The organism is Geodermatophilus poikilotrophus (assembly GCF_900111455.1).
GTDB lineage: Bacteria > Actinomycetota > Actinomycetes > Mycobacteriales > Geodermatophilaceae > Geodermatophilus > Geodermatophilus poikilotrophus.
On record NZ_FOIE01000002.1, the window covers coordinates 563,240 to 582,244 of the forward strand.

A 19,005-nucleotide genomic window follows, 5' to 3' on the forward strand; every position below is an offset into this window, starting at 1 on the left:
CTCAGGCCTCAGGCCCGCCGAGGACGTCGGCGAGGGTGAGGCGGTCGGCCCGCGGCCGGTCCACGACGGTCACCGGATCCATCCCGGCTCCTCCGGCCGGCCCCGCGACGGTCTGCAGCAGGGAACCCCAGCGGGTGGCGTGCCGGCGCATCGACCGCGCCGGGACGGACCGCCCGCGGGCGACCTGCCCGCTCTCGGCGAGCTCCCGTGAGGCGTCCAGCAGCACCAGCCGCACCGAGCGCCCGGCACGCCGCGCGGCGTGCAGCACGGCGGACCGCCACCACGGCCGGGTCCAGGGGTCGGTGAGGACGACGACCGGCGCGGACCCGGAGACGACGCGGAGCACCCGGACCCGGTGCCAGGCGTGCACCAGCGGCCGGACCAGGCGGTACGGGAGGCGCACGCCCGCCGCCTCCACCCGCGCGGCGACGTCCTCGGAGTCCAGGCCGACGACCTCGGGCGCCCGCTCGGCCACCAGCCGGCGCAGCAGCGTCGTCTTGCCGCTGCCCGGGAGCCCGCCGACGACCACCAGGACGCCGTGCGGTGCCGCACCCCCGGGAACCCGTCCGGCCCCGGTGGCGGCCGCGCCGGTGTGCACCACCACGTGCGGTCACCTCCTCCGTGTCTGCGCTCCCCATGGTCCCCGCGACGGCTCGGAGACGGCGGTGGACCGGCTGTGGGATCGCTGTGGGATGCGCCCGTTCGAGTTCCGCTCACAGGCCCCTGACCTGGGCGTTAGGCGAGCCTCAGCTTGCTGGCGGGGTACCCGGGGATCTGCCAACCTGGGGCATGACCTCTCTGCAGGACATGCCCCAGGTTCAGGACTGCGCCGTCAGCAGCTGCTCGTACAACGCCGAGCACAACTGTCACGCGGGCGCGATCACGGTGGGCGGCGACCACGCCCACTGCGGCACCTTCGTGGAGATCAGCTTCCGCGGCGGTCTCGACCGCAACGGGATGGTCGGCGCCTGCCACCGCGCCGACTGCGTGCACAACGACAAGCTGGAGTGCCACGCCCCGGGCGTGCGCGTCGGGCCGGGCACCGACGCCGCCGACTGCCTCACCTACGAAGCCAGGTGACCTGAGGGAACGGCCCGGCTGCGGGGGCCCGCTGCGAGCCCCCGATCGGCCCTCCTGCAGGGGCCCGCCGCGAGCCCGCGGGTGCCGGGGGCGGGAGGGTCCTCACGGGGGCAGCGGGGTCCTCCGGCTACGAGGCCAGGTAGTCCAGGTCCCCCACCGACTCGGCCGTCAGCCCGCCGGCCGGGTCGGCGCGCAGCGCACCGTCGGCCACGGCCAGCGCCGCGACCGGGTCGTCGTCGTCCACCAGGACGGCGCGGCCACCGGTGGCCACCGGGCGCAGTGCCGCGAGGACAGCGCGACGGTCGGGTGCGGCCAGCCCCTCGGTGAGCCGGTCGACGAGCACGATGGTGGCCCCCTGCGCGCGCACGGACTCAATCGCCTCGATGCGCCGGTCCACGTCGTCGTCCGCCGCTGCCGCGACGCGGTGCACCCGCACGGCGGCGTGGCCGGAGGCGCACCGACCGCTGTCGTCGTCCAGCGCCGCCATCACCCGGCGACGGGCCGCAGCCGGGCCCAGCAGCACGGTCACGTCCCCGACCGGCAGTCGCAGCCCCACCCGGACCTCCATCGCCTCGTTCCCGCCGTCCGACGGGTAAGGCGAGGCTAACCTCCGCCCGGCGGCGCCGTCCAGCCCGCCCGCCCCGGGGGACAGCACAGCGGCGCCGCCCCGGCCGGGGACGGCGCCGCTGCTGCGCGAGGGGTCAGTCGTTGTCGGGGCCGCCCCACCACCCACCGTGGCCGCCCCACGGGCGGTCCTCGTGCGTCGAGTTGACCCACTCGGTGACCCGCTGCTCCACGTCGGCCAGCCGCTCGTCGGCCACGTCCTGGGGCATCCCGCTCTCGACGGCCTTGGCGATGCCCTCGCGCTGGGCGGTGACCAGCGCGTCGACGACGGTGTCCACTGCGACGCCCTTCCCCTCGGCGACCTTCGCGAGCGTGGCCCCCTCGGCCTGCAGCGCGGTGCGCAGCTCGTCCTCGGTCATGCCCAGGGCCTCGGCGGCGGCCTCCACACCGTGCCAGCCGCCGTGACCCCAGTGGCCGCCGAAGCCGGAATCGCCGAGCGTGGTGGCCACTTCGTCGGCCTGCTCCTGGCTGATCGACCCGTCGTCGACCAGGCCGGAGAGCGCGTCCTTGATCCGGTCCACGACGGACGTCGACGCGCCGTCCGTGTCCTCGGTCTGGGCGACAGCGGGGACGGCCACGGCCAGCCCGGTGAGCGTGAGAGCGCCGGCTGCGGCGGCGACGACCAACTTCTTGCGCACGGTTGTCTCCTCGATCCGCGGCCGGGGTTTCCAGCCGTCGAGGAGATGCTCGACCCGGAACCTGTGACGGAGCTGTCAGTGCGCCGTGCCCTCCCTGGAGATCGCGGGCTCGTCGGCGGCCGGCGCCGCGACGCGCGCCCGGGGCCGCGTGGGAGCCGGCCGCGCGGCGGAGGGCCCCCACCCGACGGACCTGCGGGTGCGCGTGCAGGCGGAAACCGCGCCACCCGGTGAGCCGCACGGGTGCCGCTCACGTCGCTGCGGTGCGCCGTGCGCGGCGGGGAGGGCAGGACGACCGGCGCGGCCGGGTGGCCTGGGCCGCCTCCCTCGACCCGGTCCTCGGCGAGCGGCTGCACACCCTGGCCGCACGCATGGACTGGAGCTGACCGCGGCTCACAGGTCGACGGCCATGGTCCCGTCGGCGGCACCCGGCACCGGGGAGAACCCGGCCGAGCGGTAGAGGCGCACGGACGGGTTCCCGGCCTCGACGCTGAGGCCGACCCGTGTCAGCCCCCGCCGGCGGGCCTCCTCGAGCGCCTGGCTAAGCAGCCCGCCGCCGATCCCCCGCCCGCGGTGGCCGGACCACACGGAGAGGCTGAGCTCCGGGACGCCGTCCGCCACGAACCCGTAGCCCGGGTCGTCGCCGGGGAGGAACAGCGCCCAGACCACGCCCACCGCCAGGCCCCGGGTCTCGGCCACGAACCCGAGGTCGCCGCGCTCCGGCCGGAACTCGCAGTAGTGGCGCAGCTCGGGGGTCCGCTCGACGTGGCGGGCGGTGAACCGCGGTTCCCCCGTCCAGTTCACGTTCGCCAGGGTCGCCGTCCGCAGCAGCTCGCCGTCGTCGGCGGTGAGCGGGCGGGTGGTCACCGCGGTCCCCACGGGGCCTCAGACGAGGAAGCGGTAGGCCGTCGTCCCGGGGGCGACGTGCTGGATGCGCAGCGGGCTGGCCTCGATCCGCGCCAGCAGCGCCGGGAAGTCCGCCGCGCTGCCGAGCTCGATGCCGGTGAGCGCGGCCCCGGTCTCCCGGTTGTCGCGCTTGACGTACTCGAACAGCACGATGTCGTCGTCCGGGCCGAGGACCTCGTCGAGGAAGCGGCGCAGCGCACCGGGCTCCTGCGGGAACTCGATGAGGAAGTAGTGCTTGAGGCCGCGGTGCACCAGCGAGCGCTCGACCACCTCGCCGTAGCGGCTCACGTCGTTGTTGCCGCCCGACAGCAGGCAGACCACCGTCTGCCCCGGCCCGACGGGCACCAGCCCACCGGTGAGCGCGGCGGTCGCCAGCGCCCCCGCGGGCTCGGCGATCACGCCGTCCACCTGGTAGAGGTCGAGCATCTCGGTGCAGATCTGGCCCTCGGGCACCGCGACCAGCTCGGCACCCGCGTCGCGCACCAGCGGGAAGGTCACGTCGCCGACCCGGCGGACCGCGGCGCCGTCGACGAAGGTGTCCAGCTGCGGCAGCTCCACCGGCGTCCCGGCGGCCAGCGCCGCGGCCATGCTCGCCGCCCCGGCCGGCTCGACCCCGACGACGCGGGTCGCGGGGCTGTGCCGCCGCAGCCAGGTCGCGCAGCCGGCCAGCAGGCCACCGCCGCCGACGGGGAGGACGACGACGTCCGGCGGCGTGGGCAGCTGCTCGAGGAGCTCCAGGGCGACGGTCGCCTGGCCGACCACGGTGGGGACGGCGTCGAACGCGGGCACCAGGGTCGCCCCCGTGTCCCGCGCGAGGGTCAGCGCGGCGGCCGCGGCCTCGTCGTAGGAGTCGCCGGTGACGACCAGGTCGACCGTCTCCCCGCCGAGCGCGGCGATGCGGTCCCGCTTCTGGCGCGGCGTCGTCCCGGGGACGACGACCGAGCCGTGCACGCCCAGCGCCCGGCAGGCATAGGCGACCCCCTGCCCGTGGTTGCCGGCGCTGGCGCACACCACGCCGGCGGCCTGCCGGGTGGCGTCGAGCTGGCTGATCGTGTTGTAGGCGCCGCGGATCTTGTAGGAGCGGCCGACCTGCAGGTCCTCCCGCTTGACCCAGACGTCGGCGCCGGTGGCGCCGGACAGCCGTGCGCTGCGCTGCAGCGGCGTCCGCTCGGCCACCCCGGCGAGCCTGCGGGCGGCCGCCTCGACCTCGGCGCCGAAGCGCTCCGCCGTCCCGGGGTCTGCGACGTCGACGCGGTTCTCCACGCGTCCATCCTCCGCGACCGGCACCCGGGCGCCGGGGTCAGGCTGCGCGGTGCCGGGCCGGCCGGGTTCGCCGCACACTGGGGCGGTGAGCCCGCAGACCCCCGAGAGCCCGGCGACCCGGCGCGGCGTCGTCCGGCTGCTCAACACCACCGGCGGTCGGCTGCTCTGCCTCGCCGGCGCGGTCGACGCCGCCGCCGTCGACGCGTTCTGGCGGTGCTACGGCCGCGAGCCCGCGCGGATCGACCGCATCGACGCCCGCTCGGTCACCGCGCTGTCCGAGCCCGGGTGCGAGCTGCTGCTCGACCACGTCGAGACCGCCGAGCTCGCCGGCCGGCCGGTGGAGCTGCGCCCCTCCCCCGCGGTCACCCGCGTGCTGACCGGCCGGGACTCCGGCGCCGGCACCGACTGACCGCGAGCCGGCGTCGCAGTGCCCCTCGCGACACCGTGCCCGGCCCCGACCGGCAGGTCCGCCGGTCGGGACCGGTCACGGCCGGCACCTCCGCCGGTTCAACCTCGGATGAGGTCCCCGAAGCGCGCGCAGCTCTCGTCGACGGCGGCCTGTGCGGCGGGCGAGACCGTCCCCATGTCGAAGAAGCCGTGGATCATGCCGTCGTAGCGCTGCACGTCGGCCCGGACGCCGGCGGCCTGCAGCGCTGCTCCGTAGGCCTCGCCCTCGTCGCGCAGCGGGTCGTACTCCGCCGTGACGATGACGGCCGGGGGCAGGACGGAGAGGTCGGCGCCGTGCAGCGGGGACAAGCGGGCGTCCCTCGCGTCCTCCCAGGCCCCGGCGTAGTGGCCGTAGAACCAGTCCATGGTGTCCTTCTCGAGGAAGTAGCCCTTGGCGTTCTCCACGCGGGAGGGGTACTCGCCCTCGGCGTCGACGGCGGGGTAGATGAGGAACTGGCCGACCAGCGGGGTGCCGTCAGCGGTCAGCTGCTGGGCCACCACGGCGGCGAGGTTGCCGCCGGCGCTGTCGCCGGCGACCGCGAGCCGGTCGTCCCCGCCGAGCTCAGCGCGGTGCTGGGCCACCCAGCGGGCCGCGGCCACCGCGTCCTCGGCCGCGGCGGGGAACGGGTGCTCGGGCGCCAGCCGGTAGTCGACCGCGACGACGACCGCCCGGGCACCGCGGCAGACGTTGCGGGCCATGTTGTCGTGGGTGTCCAGGTCGCCGATCACCCAGCCGCCACCGTGGAGGAAGACGACGGTCGGGAAGGGGCCCTCACCCTCGGGCCGGTACACCCGCGCCCGGAGCTCACCCTGGGCGCCGGGGACGGTGCGGTCCTCGGTGCCCGCCACGGGGACGAGCTGCTCCGGGGTGCGGGCACCGTGGGTGAGCTGCAGGTACAGGGCGCGCCCCGCCTCGGGGCTCCCCTCGTACATGGGCGGCAGGCCCGCCTGTTGCATCATGGTGAGCATCGCTGCGATGTGCGGGTCGACCGGCACGGGGATCTCCTGACGTCTCGGCATGAGGGTGGACGGCGGGACGCGAGGCGTCCCGCCGGTGGATCGCTGGCCCGGCTCAGTTGTAGAGCAAGGACTTGCCGTCGAGATCGACGGCGGGCAGCGTCGTCCGCTCCCGCGCGTACTCCAGCAGGTGGGTCCACGGCTCGCGGTCATCCTGCTTGAACACGAGGTGCATCGAGCGCACGACTAGCCGGCGTTGACGTTCTGCTGGTCGGCCTACGGCCGCAACGGCATGTCCGCGTCCTCGGGGCGCAGGGTGGGGCGACCGTCGTGGCGCCCTGCTCCTCCATGTGCGCCAGCAGCCGGCACACGAACTCGCTGACCAGGTCGGCCCGCAGCGTCCAGCTGTTGCGGGAGTAGCCGAACACGTAGGCCATGTTCGGCACACCGCTGATCATGACGCCGCGCCAGGTGACGCGTCCGGGGAAGTCGACCGGCTCGCCGTCGACCGTGAACGCGACCCCGCCGGAGAGGCTCAGATCGAAGCCGGTGACGACGACGTCCGCCTCGAGCTCCTCCCCCGCGGTCAGCCGGATCCCGGTCTCGGAGAACGTCTCGATGGTGTCGGTGACCACCGACGCCGTCCCCTCGCGCAGTGCCGTGAACAGGTCCCCGTCGGGGACGACGGCGAGCCGCTGCTGCCAGGGGCGGTAGCCCGTCCGCACCTGATCCGGGCACCCGCGGGTGTCCGCCGGCACCCACCGGTCCCGGCGGCGTGGGTGGACCGGCTGCACCGGGGGTACCCCGGCGCCCATGAGCGGGAAGTCGGCGGAGGACTACGCGGACGACTACACGGACCCGGAGCTGCGCGAGCGGCTCAAGGAGGAGATCAAGGCGGGCGACCGCGGCGGGCGACCCGGGCAGTGGAGCGCCCGCAAGAGCCAGCTGCTCACCCGCGAGTACGAGGCGCACGGCGGCGGTTACCGGCACGAGGGCGAGCGCACGGCGTCGCAGGAGCACCTGCAGGAGTGGACCGAGCAGGAGTGGCACACCGCCGACGGCGGCGACCGCGCCCGTGGACCCGACGGCACGTCGCGCTACCTCCCCGACGCCGCCTGGCAGCTGCTGAGCGACCAGGAGAAGCGGGCCACCGACCGCCGGAAGAAGAGCGGCGAGGACCAGCACGTCGCCAACACCGACGCGGCTCGGGAGGCCCGCAAGGCCGCCGAACTGGTCGACGTCGACGCGGCCGAGGCGCGCAGGCGGGTCGGGCAGATGTCCGGGGACTCCCAGCTCGACCGCGCCGAGCGGGCCGAGCGCGACCTCGGCAAGGGGCGCAAGACGGTGCTCGAGGCGATCGAGCGCCGGCGCCACCGCGACTGACCCGGCGAGGGCGCCCGCTGCAGACGACGGCACGAGAGCGGGGTCCCGGTGCCCCCCGACCCCGCTCTCGTGGGGTATGACGACATCGACGTCGCCGCCGCTGCCGGCCACGGCAGGACTCTGCGGGCAGGCGGCGGAGCGGCGGGACGAGTCGAGCACGGTGCGCCGCGACGTCGCGGCCGACCGGGAGGGAGCGGCATGAGGGTGGCGCTGTTCGCCACGTGTCTGGTGGACACGGTGGCGCCGCAGGTCGCGATGGCCACGGCGAGGCTGCTCGAGCGGCTGGGCCACGAGGTCGTCGTCCCGGCGGGACAGGCCTGCTGCGGGCAGATGCACGTCAACACCGGCTACCGGCGCGAGGCGGTGCCGATCGTGGCCAACCACGTGCGGGCCTTCGCCGGCGCCGAGGCGGTCGTGTCGCCGTCCGGGTCGTGCGTGGCCTCGATCCACCACCAACAGGCCATGGTGCTGCGCCGGGCCGGCGAGGAGGAGCTCGCCGCCGAGGCCGAGGCGCTGGCCGGGCGGACCTACGAGCTCTCGCAGTTCCTCGTCGACGTCCTCGGGGTGACCGACGTCGGCGCCTACTACCCGCACCGGGTCACCTACCACCCGACCTGCCACTCGCTGCGGCTGCTCAGGGTGGGCGACCGGCCGCTGCAGCTGCTCCGGGCCGTCCGCGGGCTGACGCTCGTCGAGCTGCCGGCCGCCGAGCAGTGCTGCGGCTTCGGCGGCACCTTCTCGCTGAAGAACGCCGACACCTCGACGGCGATGCTGACCGACAAGATGGCCAACGTGCTGTCCACCCACGCGGAGGTGTGCACCGCCGGTGACGCCTCCTGCCTCATGCACATCGGCGGTGGGCTCTCCCGGCTGCGGTCGGGGACGCGCACCGTGCACCTGGCCGAGATCCTGGCCTCGACGGAGGACGCCGTGAGCCCGCAGCAGACCACCCGACCGGCGGTGTCGGCATGACCACCACCCCCCAGGACCTGCACACCGACCAGACCTCCCTGGCCCCGGGAGCGCCCCGGTCCGGGACGACGTTCCTCGGCCTGCCCACCGCACCCCGCGGGGTCGGCCACCTGCGCGGCGACCGTTCCTTCCCGGAGGCCGCCCGCGACGCGCTGCGCGACGGCCAGCTGCGGGCCAACCTCGGGCACGCGACGAGCACCATCCGCGCCAAGCGGGCCAAGGTCGTCGGCGAGGTGCCCGACTGGGAGCAGCTGCGCCAGGCCGGCAAGGCCCTGAAGACCGCCACCATGGCGCGGCTCGACGAGCTGCTGGTGCAGCTCGAGGAGCAGGTCACCGCCCGCGGCGGCACGGTGCACTGGGCCCGTGACGCCGACGAGGCCAACGCGATCGTCACCCGGCTGGTGCAGGCCACCGGCGCCGACGAGGTGGTCAAGGTCAAGTCGATGGCCACCCAGGAGATCGGCCTCAACGAGGCGCTCGAGGACGCCGGCATCACGGCGCACGAGACCGACCTCGCCGAGCTGATCGTGCAGCTCGGGGACGACGCGCCCAGCCACATCCTGGTGCCGGCGATCCACAAGAACCGCGCCGAGATCCGGGAGATCTTCCTGCGCACCATGCCGCAGTTCCAGGGCCCCGACGCCGACCGCGAGCTCCCCGACGAGCCGCGCCGGCTGGCCATGGCCGCCCGCACCCACCTGCGCGAGCGGTTCCTGCGCGCCCGGGTGGCCATCAGCGGCGCCAACTTCGCCGTCGCCGAGACCGGCACCCTCGCCGTCGTCGAGAGCGAGGGCAACGGCCGGATGTGCCTGACCCTGCCGCAGACGCTGATCACCGTCATGGGCATCGAGAAGCTGGTGCCGACCTGGCGCGACCTCGAGGTGTTCCTGCAGCTGCTGCCCCGTTCCTCCACCGGGGAGCGGATGAACCCGTACACGTCGATGTGGACCGGCGTCACGCCCGGCGACGGCCCGCAGGAGTTCCACCTGGTGCTGCTCGACAACGGGCGGACGGCGGTGCTCGCCGACGAGGTGGGCCGCGAGGCGCTGCACTGCATCCGCTGCTCGGCCTGCCTCAACGTCTGCCCGGTGTACGAGCGCACCGGCGGGCACTCCTACGGCTCGGTGTACCCGGGCCCGATCGGCGCCGTCCTCTCCCCGCAGCTGACCGGGGTCGAGGACAACGCCTCGCTGCCGTACGCCTCGTCGCTGTGCGGCGCCTGCTACGACGCGTGCCCGGTGGCGATCGACATCCCCTCGATCCTGGTGCACCTGCGCGCCGAGCACGTCGAGGCGCAGGAGAGGACGACCCCCGAGGCGGCCACATTCAGGGCGCTGGCCACGGCGATGTCGCACCCGTGGCTGTGGCGACTGACCCAGCGGGCCGCGGGCCTGGGCCGGTTCCTCGCCCGCGGGAAGCCGACGATGCCGCCGGTGCTGCCACCACCGGCCTCGAGCTGGACGCGGAGCCGCGACCTGCCCACCCCGCCACGGGAGACCTTCACCCAGGCCTGGGCGCGGGAGCACGGAGGCCGGTCGTGACCACCGCCCGCGAGGAGGTGCTCGGCCGGATCCGCACCGCGCTGGGCGAGCACCGGCCGGAGGTGGTGGTCCCCCGCGACTACCGCACCACCGACGACCGCCCGGCCGAGCAGCTCCTCGACGTCCTCGTCGACCGGCTCGAGGACTACAAGGCCTCCGTGCTGCGCTGTGGACCGGAGCAGATCGGGGCCACCGTGGCCGCCGCCCTCGACACCGGGCTGGGCGCCGGCTGGGACCCCGGCTCCGTCGTCGTCGCCCCCGGGGTGCCGACCGGCTGGCGGCCGGACGGCGCCCGCGAGGACGACGGCCGCCCCGCTGTCGAGCTGGCCGCGTTCGCCGCGACGCTGACCGGGATCGCGGTGGCGATCGGGGAGACCGGCACGCTGGTCCTGGACGGCGGCCCGCTGTCCGGCCGGCGGGCGATCTCGCTGCTGCCCGACTGCCTGGTCTGCGTGGTCGAGGCCGGGCAGGTCGTCGGCGGCGTCCCGGAGGCGCTGCCGCGGCTGGACCCGAACGCCCCGCTGACGATGGTCAGCGGCCCGTCCGCGACCAGCGACATCGAGCTGCAGCGGGTCGAGGGCGTGCACGGCCCGCGTACGCTGGTCGTGGTGCTGGTCGCCTGACGCCGGTCAGCTGGTCGGGCCGGCGCTCGACGAGCCGGCGCCGGTCGACTCCGGGACCGTGCTGTCGCCGGCGCCGTCCCCGGCCGCCGGACCGTTCCCGGGCGAGCTGCTCGGCGTGCCGGTGTCCGCGCCCGGCTCGGTCTCCGACGAGGTGCTCGGCGTAGCGGTGTCCGTGCTGTCGTCGGTGGGCGCGGGCTCCTCCGGGGGCAGCGGTGCCTCGCTGCTGTCCGTCGGCGAGGTCGGCTCCGATGACGGCTCCGATGACGGCTCGGGCGCTGTCGTGGTGGTGTTCCCGGACGGCGGAGCCGGCGTCTCCGCCGACGTGGACCCCTCCGCCGGAGCAGGGTCCTCCGTCGAGGAGGACTCCCCCGCCGGGGCGGAGCTCTCCGCCGGAGCGGCGTCCTCGGCCGGGGCGGGGTCCTGGGCGGGAGGTGCGTCCTCAGGGGTCGTCACCGGTGCGTCCCCGGCGGGCGCGGGCTCCTCTTCGGGGGCGGTGGGCGGCGCCGCCACGAGGACCTCCACCCGGTCCCCCGGCCGGATCTCGGTGCCGGCCGGGTCGAGCGCGGTGACGGTGCCCGGCGTGGCGCCCGGGTCGACCTGCGCCTGCTGGCCCACGGTCAGCCCCAGCCCGGTCAGCTCGGCGGCGACCTCCTCGACCGGACGCCCCACGTACTCCGCGGCGGTCAGCACGAGACCCGGGTCCACCGACGACGGCGCGACGGCCGACGACGGCGCGACAGCCGACGGCGGCGCGACAGCCGTCGACGGCGCGACAGCCGTGCTGTCGTCGTCGCCGAGCCCACCGACCAGCGCGACCACGCCGCCGCCGAGCAGCAGGACCGCGAGCACGGCCAGCACCAGCAGCAGCGGCCGGCGGCGGGAGCCGCGGTCGTCGTCGTGGGGACGCGGCGGCGCGCCGGCCGCCACCCTGTGCGCCGCCGGTGGTGTGGCCGCGGCGACGGCGGCCGGGGCGATCGGCCGGGTCGGCGGCGCGGTGCCGGACGGGCCGTGGACGGTCTCCTCGATGGCGTGCAGGAACGCGTCGCCGTCGGGCAGGCGCTGCTGCGGGTCCTTGGCCAGCGCGGCGTCGATGAGGTGCCGGACGTCGGATGGGACCTCGTCGGGCAGCGGGTCGGGGTCCTCGTACACGTGCTTGAGCGCCACGTTCACCGGGTTGGTGCCGGCGAAGGCGGCGTGTCCGGTCAGCGACTCGTAGCCGACCAGGCCGAGCGCGTAGACGTCGCTGGCCGGGCTGACCCGCTCCCCGGCGGCCTGCTCGGGCGACATGTACTGCGGGGTGCCGATGACCTGGCCGGTGCCGGTCAGCGGCACGCTCCCGGCCGAGCAGGCGATGCCGAAGTCGGTGAGCTTCACGCTGCCGTCGGAGCGGACCAGGATGTTGCCGGGTTTGACGTCACGGTGGACGACGCCGGCGCGGTGCGCCTCCGCCAGCCCGGCGGCGGCCTGGGACAGCACCGAGAGGGCGGCATCGGGGTCCAGCGGCCCCTCCTCGGCGAGCAGCGTCGACAGCGGCGCGCCGTCGACCAGCTCCATCACGAGGAAGGCGACGTTCTCGCCGGTGTCCTCCGCCGTCGCCTCCCCGTAGTCGAGGACGGTGGCGATGTTCGGGTGGCTCAGGGCCGCGGTGTGCCGGGCCTCGGCGCGGAACCGGGCGAGGAAGGTCTGGTCGTCGGCGTACTCGCTGCGCAGCACCTTCACCGCGACCGGCCGGTTCAGCATCGTGTCCCGACCGCGCCAGACCTGCCCCATCCCGCCCGTGGCGATGAGCTGCTGCAGTTCGTAGCGGCCGCTCAGGGTCTGTCGTCCCCCGTCGGCCGTGGTCACACCGCGCTCCGTCCCGTGCTGCTGCCTGGCTCCCGCCCCCTCCCGGCGGCCCCGGAGGGCCGGGCCGCGGCGGTCCACGCTGCGCGTGCGGACCGGTCGGGCGCGCACGGCTGCGCTCTGCCTGCCTGCCCAACCCCGGACCGAACTGAACGACCGGGTCCGCCCGGACCGCGACACCCGGGCCGGCACTCACACACCGTCGCGGCCGGGCGACGCGGCGCCGCGGTGGGCGTCCCGGTTCTCGGAGCCTGCGAGGGTGGGGAGGAGAGGCGGCCCCCGGCAGGGTCCCGCCGCGCGCCTGCGAGTAGCGGGGGCAGGGGGGTCCGCTTTCAGGACAGGACGACCAGCAGGTCACCGCCCTCCACCTGCTGGACGCCGCTGATGGCCAGCCGCTTGACCGTGCCGGCGACCGGCGCGGTGATCGAGGCCTCCATCTTCATCGCCTCGATCGTGGCGATCGGCTGCCCGGCCTCGACGGTGTCGCCCTCGCCGACCTGCAGGGTGACCACGCCGGCGAACGGTGCGGCGACCTGGCCGGGGTCGCTGCGGTCGGCCTTCTCGGCGGCCTTGACCTGTGCGTCGACCGAGCGGTCGCGCACCGAGACCGGTCGCAGCTGGCCGTTGAGGGTGCACATGACCGTGCGCATGCCGCGCTCGTCGGCGTCGGAGACGGCCTCCACCCCCACGAGCAGGGTGACCCCGGGCTCCAGGTCGACGGCGTGCTCGTCGCCGGGGCGCAGCCCGTAGAGGAACTCCTTGGTCGGCAGCACCGAGACGTCGCCGTAGGAGTCGACGTGCGCCTCGTACTCGCGCGTGGGTCCCGGGAAGAGCAACCGGTTGAGGGTCTGCCGGGGCTGCTCGGCCAGCCCGCGCTCGTCCTCCGCCGACAGCTCCGCCGGCGGCTCGGCCGGACGGCGGCCCTCCAGCGCACGGCTGCGGAACGGCTCGGGCCAGCCGCCGGGCGGGTCGCCCAGCTCGCCGCGCAGGAAGCCGATCACCGAGTCGGGCAGGTCGTACTTCCCGGGTTCGGCGGCGAAGTCCTCGACGGTGACGCCGGAACCGACGAGCTGCAGCGCCAGGTCCCCGACCACCTTGGACGACGGGGTGACCTTGACCAGCCGGCCCAGCAGCCGGTCGGCCGCCGCGTAGGCGTCCTCGACCTCCTCGAACCGCTGCCCCAGTCCCAGCGCGATTGCCTGCTGGCGCAGGTTGGACAGCTGCCCGCCGGGGATCTCGTGCCGGTAGACCCGTCCCGTGGGCGCGGCCAGGCCGGACTCGAACGGCGCGTAGACCCGTCGGACGGCCTCCCAGTACGGCTCCAGGTCGTTGACCGCGCCGAGGTCCAGGCCGGTGGCCCGCTCGGTGGCATCGGTGGCCGCGACGATCGCCGACAGCGGCGGCTGGCTCGTGGTGCCGGCCATGGAGGCGACCGCGCCGTCCACGGCGTCGACCCCGGCGTTCCAGGCCGCCAGCAGCGTGGCGAGCTGGCCGCCTGCGGTGTCGTGGGTGTGCAGGTGCACCGGCAGGTCGAAGCGCTCGCGCAGGGCGGTCACCAGCGTCGCGGCCGCCGGTGGGCGCAGCAGGCCGGCCATGTCCTTGATCGCCAGCACGTGCGCGCCGGCGTCGACGATCTGCTCGGCCAGCCGCAGGTAGTAGTCCAGCGTGTAGAGGTCCTCGCCGGGGTCGGAGAGGTCGCCGGTGTAGCACAGCGCCACCTCGGCGACCGCCGTCCCGGTCTCCCGGACCGCGTCGATCGCCGGGCGCATCTGGGCGACGTCGTTGAGCGCGTCGAACACCCGGAAGACGTCGATGCCGGTGGCGGCGGCCTCGCGGACGAAGGCGTCGGTGACCGCCTCGGGGTAGGGCGTGTAGCCGACGGTGTTGCGGCCGCGCAGCAGCATCTGCAGGCAGAGGTTGGGCACGGCCTCGCGCAGCGCGGCCAGCCGGTCCCACGGGTCCTCGTGCAGGAAGCGCAGGGCGACGTCGTAGGTGGCCCCGCCCCAGGCCTCCAGGCTGAACAGCTGCGGGACGGTGCGCGCCACGTGCCCGGCGACGGCAAGCAGGTCCTTGGTGCGCACCCGGGTGGCCAGCAGCGACTGGTGGGCGTCGCGGAAGGTGGTGTCGGTGACCGCCAGCGCGGTCTGCGCGCGCAGCTCGGCGGCGAAGGCCTCCGGGCCGGTGGCGAGCAGCCGCTGGCGGGAGCCGTCGGGCGGCGGCGTGCGCAGGTCGAGGTGCGGCAGCTTCTGGACCGGGTCGACCAGGTGCGGGCGCTCCCCGTGCGGCCGGTTCACCGTGACGTCGGCCAGGTAGGTGAGCAGTCGGGTGCCGCGGTCCGCGGAGCTCCGGGCGGTGAGCAACTGGGGACGCTGCTCGATGAAGGAGGTGGTGACCCGCCCGGCCTGGAAGTCCGGGTCGTCGAGCAGCGCCTGCAGGAACGGGATGTTCGTGGCCACGCCGCGGATGCGGAACTCGGCGACCGCCCGGCGCGCCCGGGCCACCGCGATGCCGAAGTCCCGGCCGCGGCAGGTCAGCTTCACCAGCATCGAGTCGAAGTGCGCGCCGACCTCCGCGCCCAGCGCCGAGCCGCCGTCCAGCCGGATGCCGGCGCCGCCCGGGGAGCGGTAGGCGGTGATCCGGCCGGTGTCCGGGCGGAAGCCGTTGGCCGGGTCCTCGGTGGTGATCCGGCACTGCAGCGCGGCACCCCGCAGCCGGATGGTGTCCTGCGACAGGCCCAGGTCGGCGAGGGTCTCCCCCGAGGCGATGCGCAGCTGGCTCTGCACCAGGTCGACGTCGGTGACCTCCTCGGTGACCGTGTGCTCGACCTGGATCCGCGGGTTCATCTCGATGAAGACGTGCCGGCCCTCCCGGTCGAGGAGGAACTCCACCGTGCCGGCGTTGACGTAGCCGATGGCCCGGGCGAAGGCGACGGCGTCGGCGCAGATCCGCTCGCGCAGCGCGGGGTCCAGGTTCGGCGCCGGGGCGAGCTCGACGACCTTCTGGTGCCGGCGCTGCACCGAGCAGTCCCGCTCGAACAGGTGCACCACGTTCCCCTGCCCGTCGGCCAGGATCTGCACCTCGATGTGCCGGGGCTCCACGACCGCCTGCTCGAGGAAGACCGTCGCGTCGCCGAACGCCGACTCCGCCTCCCGCATCGCCGCCTGCACCGCGCCGGCCAGCTCCGCCGGGTCCTCCACCCGGCGCATGCCGCGCCCGCCGCCGCCGGCCACCGCCTTGACGAACACCGGGAAGGGCAGCTGCTCGGCGGCGGCGAGCAGGGCGTCGAGGTCGGCGCTGGGCTCGGTCGAGGCGAGCACCGGCAGGCCGGCGTCGCGCGCCGCGGCGATCGCCCGCGCCTTGTTGCCGGTCAGCTCCAGCACCGACGCCGGTGGGCCGACGAAGGTGATCCCGGCCTGCGCGCAGGCCTCGGCCAGGTCCGGGTTCTCCGACAGGAAGCCGTAGCCGGGGTAGACGGCGTCGGCCCCGGCCCGCTGCGCCGCGCCGACGACCTCGTCGACCGACAGGTAGGCGCGGACGGGGTGCCCCTCCTCGCCGATCTGGTAGCTCTCGTCGGCCTTGAGCCGGTGGACGGAGTTGCGGTCCTCCCAGGGGAAGACGGCGACCGTCTGCGCGCCCAGCTCGTAGGCCGCGCGGAAGGCCCGCACCGCGATCTCGCCTCGGTTGGCGACCAGCACCTTGGTGAACACAGCGCTCCTCAGGGGTCGGGACGGCTCGATGAGCCTCCCAGACGGGACGGGCGCCGCGGGAGGGCCGACCGGGGTCCTGGCTGGACAGGTGCGGAGCCCGGTCCGCGGGGGACCGGGCTCCGCACCTGGTCCTGCGCGCCGTGGGCGGCAGGGGTCCTTCGTCAGGGGACGAGGATCGCCCGGCCCCGGACCTTGCCGGCGTCGAGGTCGCGGAGCGCGTCCACGGCCCGGTCCAGCGGGTACTGCTGGGTGTGCAGGGTGACCTTCCCGGCCTGCGCGAGCACCATCAGCTCGGCCAGGTCGGTGTAGGTGCCGACGATGTTGCCGACGATGTTCTTCTCACCGGCGACGAAGTCCAGCGTCGGGATCCGGAGCTCGCCGCCGTACCCGATGACGTAGTACGAGCCGGCCGGGCCGGTCATGTGCCAGCCGTCCATCTCCGCGCCCTGCTCGGCGACGAAGTCGAAGACGACGTCCGCGCCCCCGCCGGTCAGGTCCTGGACCGCCTGCACCTGGTCGCCGTCGGCGACCACGGTCTCGTCCGCGCCGATCTGCCGGGCGAGCTCCAGCGCGTCGGGGTTGCGGTCGACGACGACGATCCGGGTGCCCGACAGCGCGGCCAGGCACTGGATGCCGATGTGGCCGAGACCGCCGGCGCCCTGCACGACCGCCGTCGTGCCCGGGTGCAGCAGCGGCAGGGCCTTGCGCACGGCGTGGTAGGCGGTGATGCCGGCGTCGGCGAGTGCGGCGACGTCGGCGGGGTTGGTCGACGGGTCGAGCTTCACGCAGGCACGGGCGGTGGTGCGCAGGTACTCGGCCATGCCGCCGTCGTCGTTCGACAGCCCGGGGAAGAAGGCGTTGTCGCACTGCATGTCCCGGCCGGCGCGACAGGCCGTGCACAGCCCGCAGCTGGGCTGCGGGTGCAGGATCACGGTGTCGCCGACGGCGACGTTGGTGACCCCCTCCCCGACCTCGTGCACCCACCCGGCGTTCTCGTGCCCGATCACGTAGGGCAGGTCCGGGTTCTGCAGCTCGGCCCACTGGCCCTCGAGGATGTGCAGGTCGGTGCGGCAGACCCCGGCGCCGCCGATCCTGACCACGACGTCGAGCGGACCCTGGACCTGCGGTTCGGGGACGTCGTCGATCGAGGGGTCGGCGTGGTACTCGTGCACGCGTACGGCCTTCACGGGTGGGTTCCCTTCGAGACGGTGAGCGGGAGCAGGGGGCGGTCCTCGGGTCGCGGGGCCTGGTCGGCCTCCGACCCGGGGTAGCGGGTGGTGAGCAGACCCCGGCAGAAGTGCGCGTTGCCGTCGACGGAGATGCGCACCGAGCGAGCCCGGCGCAGCACCAGCTCCGCCTGCGCAGGGGCGGGTCGGGTGCCGTCGTCGTGCACGAGCACCGGTGCGGCGTCGTGCACGGGCAGGCCGAGGGTCGCCCGCCGGCGCAGCAGCGCGTCGGTGGTGCGCTCCCCCGCCGGCAGGTCGCCGAGGGTGAGCGCCGCGACGTCCACCGCCGGGTCGGTGCGGAGCAGCGCCGTGACCGCCCGCTCCATCGCCGCGGTGTGCGCCTTGCGCTGGAAGGTCGCCCGCAGCTCGTCGAGGGAGTCCTCGGCCTCGTGCCCGAAGGTCCCCCGGTAGCCCAGCCCGGCTGCCATGCCGCGGTTGATCAGGTCGGAGTCGTGGTGGTCGTCGAGCTCGACCACCACGGACTCCACCCCGGGGACGGCGGACACCGCGCCGTGCGCGTCGGAGACCATCAGCCAGGCGAAGTTGGGCGCGCAGAACGAGGTGGGCAGCCGCAGGTGCACCTCGACGGCACGACCCTCGACCGACACCGAGCGGACGAAGCCGACGTCGGTGATCGGCTCGTCCAGCTCGGGGTCGACGACGGTGCCCAGCGCTGCACGGACCTCGGCCTCGGTCACGGCCAGGTCGGGGAGGACGGCGGTCATCGGCGTCCCTCCTCAGACCGAGGCGAGGTCGGCCGCCGCGGGCTCGCGCGGGCCGGTCGCGGTCTCGTCGGCGTCGGGCAGCTGCAGCTCGGCCGGCACCGGCAGGTCGTAGAGCCGGGCGGCGTTGAGGCCGAGCACCTTCTTCTTCAGCGCGGTGGTGAGCGGGGCGTACTCGGTCATGTCCTCGGGGATCTGGAAGTCCACGAAGCGCTCGACCAACCACTTCGGCGTCCACAGCGCGTAGTCGCTGGAGAAGAGGATGCGGTCCTCGCCGAGCCAGTAGGTGAGCTCGCCCATGATCTGCGCGAAGTAGCGGGGCCGGGTGTGGATGAACGGCATGGCCACCGCCAGGCCGGCGTACACGTTGGGCTCCTGGGTGGCGATCCAGCAGAAGTCCTCCAGGCGCGGCAGCCCGCAGTGCTCGACCACGAAGTTCAGGTCGGTGAAGTCGGTGGCCGCGTGGTCGACGTCGGCGACGTCGAAGGCGTCCCGGTCCAGCGGGCGGATCGTCGGGCCCTTGTGGACGTGGACGTTCCTGATGCCCAGCTCACGGCAGAGCTCGAAGTAGCGGTAGGCCATCGGGTCGGTGAGCTTCCACCCGCGGGACTCGCCGTGCCAGTCGGCGGTGTAGAGCTTCACGCCCTTGAGCTGCATCCGCTCGGCGTTGGCGCGGAGCTGGTCCAGGCCGTTCTCGCCGTCGCGCGGGTCCCAGTAGTGGTTGTAGGTGAGCTTGTCCGGGTGGGCCTGGGCGAGCGCGAACGCCTCCTCGGTCTGCCCGAAGCCCCGGTGGTAGAACTCCGCGAGCCGGGCCGGCTGGAAGATCGCGTGGTCGACGATCCCGTCGACGAACACGTCGCGCATCAGCCGCTCGCCGCCCTGGTACAGATACTCCTCGTAGCCCCAGGTCTCGGACTCCGGGCTGAGGTTGCGGTGGTAGTCGTAGAAGCAGTCGATGAACTGCTTGCCGTGGACGTTGCGCTGGTTCTCCGGGCGCGCGTCCCACAGGGCGATGTGGGAGTCCACGACGTAGTAGCTCTCGCCGTCCTTGCGGTACATGCCGGCCTCCGTCAGCTC

General features: G+C 74.8%; 19 protein-coding genes. 7 read left to right on the forward strand and 12 right to left on the reverse strand.

Annotated elements, in window-relative coordinates:
* Position 1: 1 nt before the first annotated feature.
* Positions 2 to 604: an ATP-binding protein gene (locus BMW27_RS07105; RefSeq protein ID WP_091441153.1), complete on the reverse strand. Its 603-nt coding sequence runs from the start codon at positions 602 to 604 to the stop codon at positions 2 to 4.
* 185 nt (positions 605 to 789) lie between these two features.
* Here BMW27_RS07105 and BMW27_RS07110 point away from each other — a divergent pair, with 185 nt between their 5' ends.
* The gene (locus BMW27_RS07110) at positions 790 to 1,080 is read left to right on the forward strand and encodes a DUF1540 domain-containing protein (RefSeq protein ID WP_091441157.1); all 291 of its coding nucleotides are present in this window, start codon (positions 790 to 792) and stop codon (positions 1,078 to 1,080) included.
* A 127-nt stretch (positions 1,081 to 1,207) separates the two neighbouring features.
* On the opposite strand, the gene BMW27_RS07115 is transcribed toward BMW27_RS07110, so the two are convergent.
* Together BMW27_RS07115 and BMW27_RS07120 are read right to left on the reverse strand one after the other, a co-directional pair.
* Positions 1,208 to 1,636 carry a hypothetical protein gene (locus BMW27_RS07115; protein WP_245743345.1) on the reverse strand — a complete coding sequence of 143 codons (429 nt, stop codon included), beginning with the start codon at positions 1,634 to 1,636 and terminating at the stop codon, positions 1,208 to 1,210.
* 145 nt (positions 1,637 to 1,781) lie between these two features.
* The gene (locus BMW27_RS07120; protein WP_091441165.1) at positions 1,782 to 2,342 is read right to left on the reverse strand and encodes a hypothetical protein; all 561 of its coding nucleotides are present in this window, start codon (positions 2,340 to 2,342) and stop codon (positions 1,782 to 1,784) included.
* Between the two features lie 260 nt (positions 2,343 to 2,602).
* Between BMW27_RS07120 and BMW27_RS24290 the strand changes: the two genes are divergently transcribed.
* Positions 2,603 to 2,725 (forward strand): hypothetical protein, encoded by a 123-nt coding sequence (locus BMW27_RS24290; RefSeq protein ID WP_281244744.1) that lies wholly within the window; start codon positions 2,603 to 2,605, stop codon positions 2,723 to 2,725.
* A gap of 7 nt (positions 2,726 to 2,732) precedes the next feature.
* Here the strand turns inward: BMW27_RS24290 and BMW27_RS07125 are convergent, their stop codons facing one another.
* Both BMW27_RS07125 and ilvA read right to left on the reverse strand, forming a co-directional pair.
* Positions 2,733 to 3,206: a GNAT family N-acetyltransferase gene (locus BMW27_RS07125; RefSeq protein ID WP_245743346.1), complete on the reverse strand. Its 474-nt coding sequence runs from the start codon at positions 3,204 to 3,206 to the stop codon at positions 2,733 to 2,735.
* Positions 3,207 to 3,224: 18 nt separating this feature from the next.
* Positions 3,225 to 4,508: a threonine ammonia-lyase IlvA gene (ilvA, locus tag BMW27_RS07130; protein ID WP_091441173.1), complete on the reverse strand. Its 1,284-nt coding sequence runs from the start codon at positions 4,506 to 4,508 to the stop codon at positions 3,225 to 3,227.
* 85 nt (positions 4,509 to 4,593) lie between these two features.
* On the opposite strand from ilvA, the gene BMW27_RS07135 reads away from it, so the two are divergent.
* Positions 4,594 to 4,917, forward strand: a complete 324-nt coding sequence (locus BMW27_RS07135) for a hypothetical protein (RefSeq protein WP_091441176.1) — start codon at positions 4,594 to 4,596, stop codon at positions 4,915 to 4,917.
* Positions 4,918 to 5,015: 98 nt separating this feature from the next.
* Here BMW27_RS07135 and BMW27_RS07140 read toward each other — a convergent pair whose 3' ends face one another.
* Together BMW27_RS07140 and BMW27_RS07145 are read right to left on the reverse strand one after the other, a co-directional pair.
* Entirely contained in the window at positions 5,016 to 5,951 is a 936-nt protein-coding gene (locus tag BMW27_RS07140; protein ID WP_091441180.1) for an alpha/beta hydrolase, read from the reverse strand.
* Positions 5,952 to 6,121: 170 nt separating this feature from the next.
* Positions 6,122 to 6,637 carry an NAD(P)/FAD-dependent oxidoreductase gene (locus BMW27_RS07145; protein ID WP_245743347.1) on the reverse strand — a complete coding sequence of 172 codons (516 nt, stop codon included), beginning with the start codon at positions 6,635 to 6,637 and terminating at the stop codon, positions 6,122 to 6,124.
* A gap of 88 nt (positions 6,638 to 6,725) precedes the next feature.
* Between BMW27_RS07145 and BMW27_RS07150 the strand changes: the two genes are divergently transcribed.
* The 4 genes from BMW27_RS07150 to BMW27_RS07165 all read left to right on the forward strand — a co-directional run bounded on the left by BMW27_RS07150 (position 6,726) and on the right by BMW27_RS07165 (position 10,431).
* Positions 6,726 to 7,295, forward strand: coding sequence for a hypothetical protein (locus tag BMW27_RS07150; RefSeq protein WP_091441184.1), 570 nt, complete (start codon positions 6,726 to 6,728; stop codon positions 7,293 to 7,295).
* A gap of 198 nt (positions 7,296 to 7,493) precedes the next feature.
* Complete coding sequence (locus BMW27_RS07155; RefSeq protein ID WP_091441187.1) at positions 7,494 to 8,267, forward strand: (Fe-S)-binding protein; 774 nt, start codon at positions 7,494 to 7,496, stop codon at positions 8,265 to 8,267.
* A complete protein-coding gene (locus tag BMW27_RS07160) occupies positions 8,264 to 9,808 on the forward strand; it encodes a LutB/LldF family L-lactate oxidation iron-sulfur protein (protein WP_217638059.1) in 1,545 nt (514 codons plus the stop codon). The genes BMW27_RS07155 and BMW27_RS07160 overlap by 4 nt, the downstream gene beginning before the upstream one ends.
* A complete protein-coding gene (locus BMW27_RS07165; RefSeq protein WP_091441190.1) occupies positions 9,805 to 10,431 on the forward strand; it encodes a LutC/YkgG family protein in 627 nt (208 codons plus the stop codon). Before BMW27_RS07160 ends, BMW27_RS07165 begins: the two co-directional genes overlap by 4 nt.
* Before the next feature lie 6 nt (positions 10,432 to 10,437).
* On the opposite strand, the gene BMW27_RS07170 is transcribed toward BMW27_RS07165, so the two are convergent.
* The 5 genes from BMW27_RS07170 to BMW27_RS07190 form a co-directional block, all read right to left on the reverse strand.
* Entirely contained in the window at positions 10,438 to 12,276 is a 1,839-nt protein-coding gene (locus tag BMW27_RS07170; protein ID WP_245743348.1) for a serine/threonine-protein kinase, read from the reverse strand.
* 329 nt (positions 12,277 to 12,605) lie between these two features.
* Positions 12,606 to 15,980, reverse strand: a complete 3,375-nt coding sequence (locus BMW27_RS07175) for a pyruvate carboxylase (protein ID WP_091441194.1) — start codon at positions 15,978 to 15,980, stop codon at positions 12,606 to 12,608.
* A 161-nt stretch (positions 15,981 to 16,141) separates the two neighbouring features.
* Positions 16,142 to 17,167 (reverse strand): NAD(P)-dependent alcohol dehydrogenase, encoded by a 1,026-nt coding sequence (locus BMW27_RS07180; RefSeq protein WP_091441199.1) that lies wholly within the window; start codon positions 17,165 to 17,167, stop codon positions 16,142 to 16,144.
* Positions 17,164 to 17,931 (reverse strand): metal-sulfur cluster assembly factor, encoded by a 768-nt coding sequence (locus BMW27_RS07185; protein WP_091441203.1) that lies wholly within the window; start codon positions 17,929 to 17,931, stop codon positions 17,164 to 17,166. Before BMW27_RS07185 ends, BMW27_RS07180 begins: the two co-directional genes overlap by 4 nt.
* A gap of 12 nt (positions 17,932 to 17,943) precedes the next feature.
* A complete protein-coding gene (locus BMW27_RS07190; protein ID WP_091441206.1) occupies positions 17,944 to 18,987 on the reverse strand; it encodes an amidohydrolase family protein in 1,044 nt (347 codons plus the stop codon).
* Between the last annotated feature and the right edge of the window lie 18 nt (positions 18,988 to 19,005).

Bases quoted from the DNA above. Each gene is read 5' to 3' on its own strand.
- BMW27_RS07110 (WP_091441157.1), top strand. From the start codon at position 790: ATGACCTCTCTGCAGGACATGCCCCAGGTTCAGGACTGCGCCGTCAGC.
- BMW27_RS07150 (WP_091441184.1), top strand. From the start codon at position 6,726: ATGAGCGGGAAGTCGGCGGAGGACTACGCGGACGACTACACGGACCCG.
- BMW27_RS07155 (WP_091441187.1), top strand. From the start codon at position 7,494: ATGAGGGTGGCGCTGTTCGCCACGTGTCTGGTGGACACGGTGGCGCCG.
- BMW27_RS07160 (WP_217638059.1), top strand. From the start codon at position 8,264: ATGACCACCACCCCCCAGGACCTGCACACCGACCAGACCTCCCTGGCC.
- BMW27_RS07185 (WP_091441203.1), bottom strand. From the start codon at position 17,931: ATGACCGCCGTCCTCCCCGACCTGGCCGTGACCGAGGCCGAGGTCCGT.
- BMW27_RS07190 (WP_091441206.1), bottom strand. From the start codon at position 18,987: ATGTACCGCAAGGACGGCGAGAGCTACTACGTCGTGGACTCCCACATC.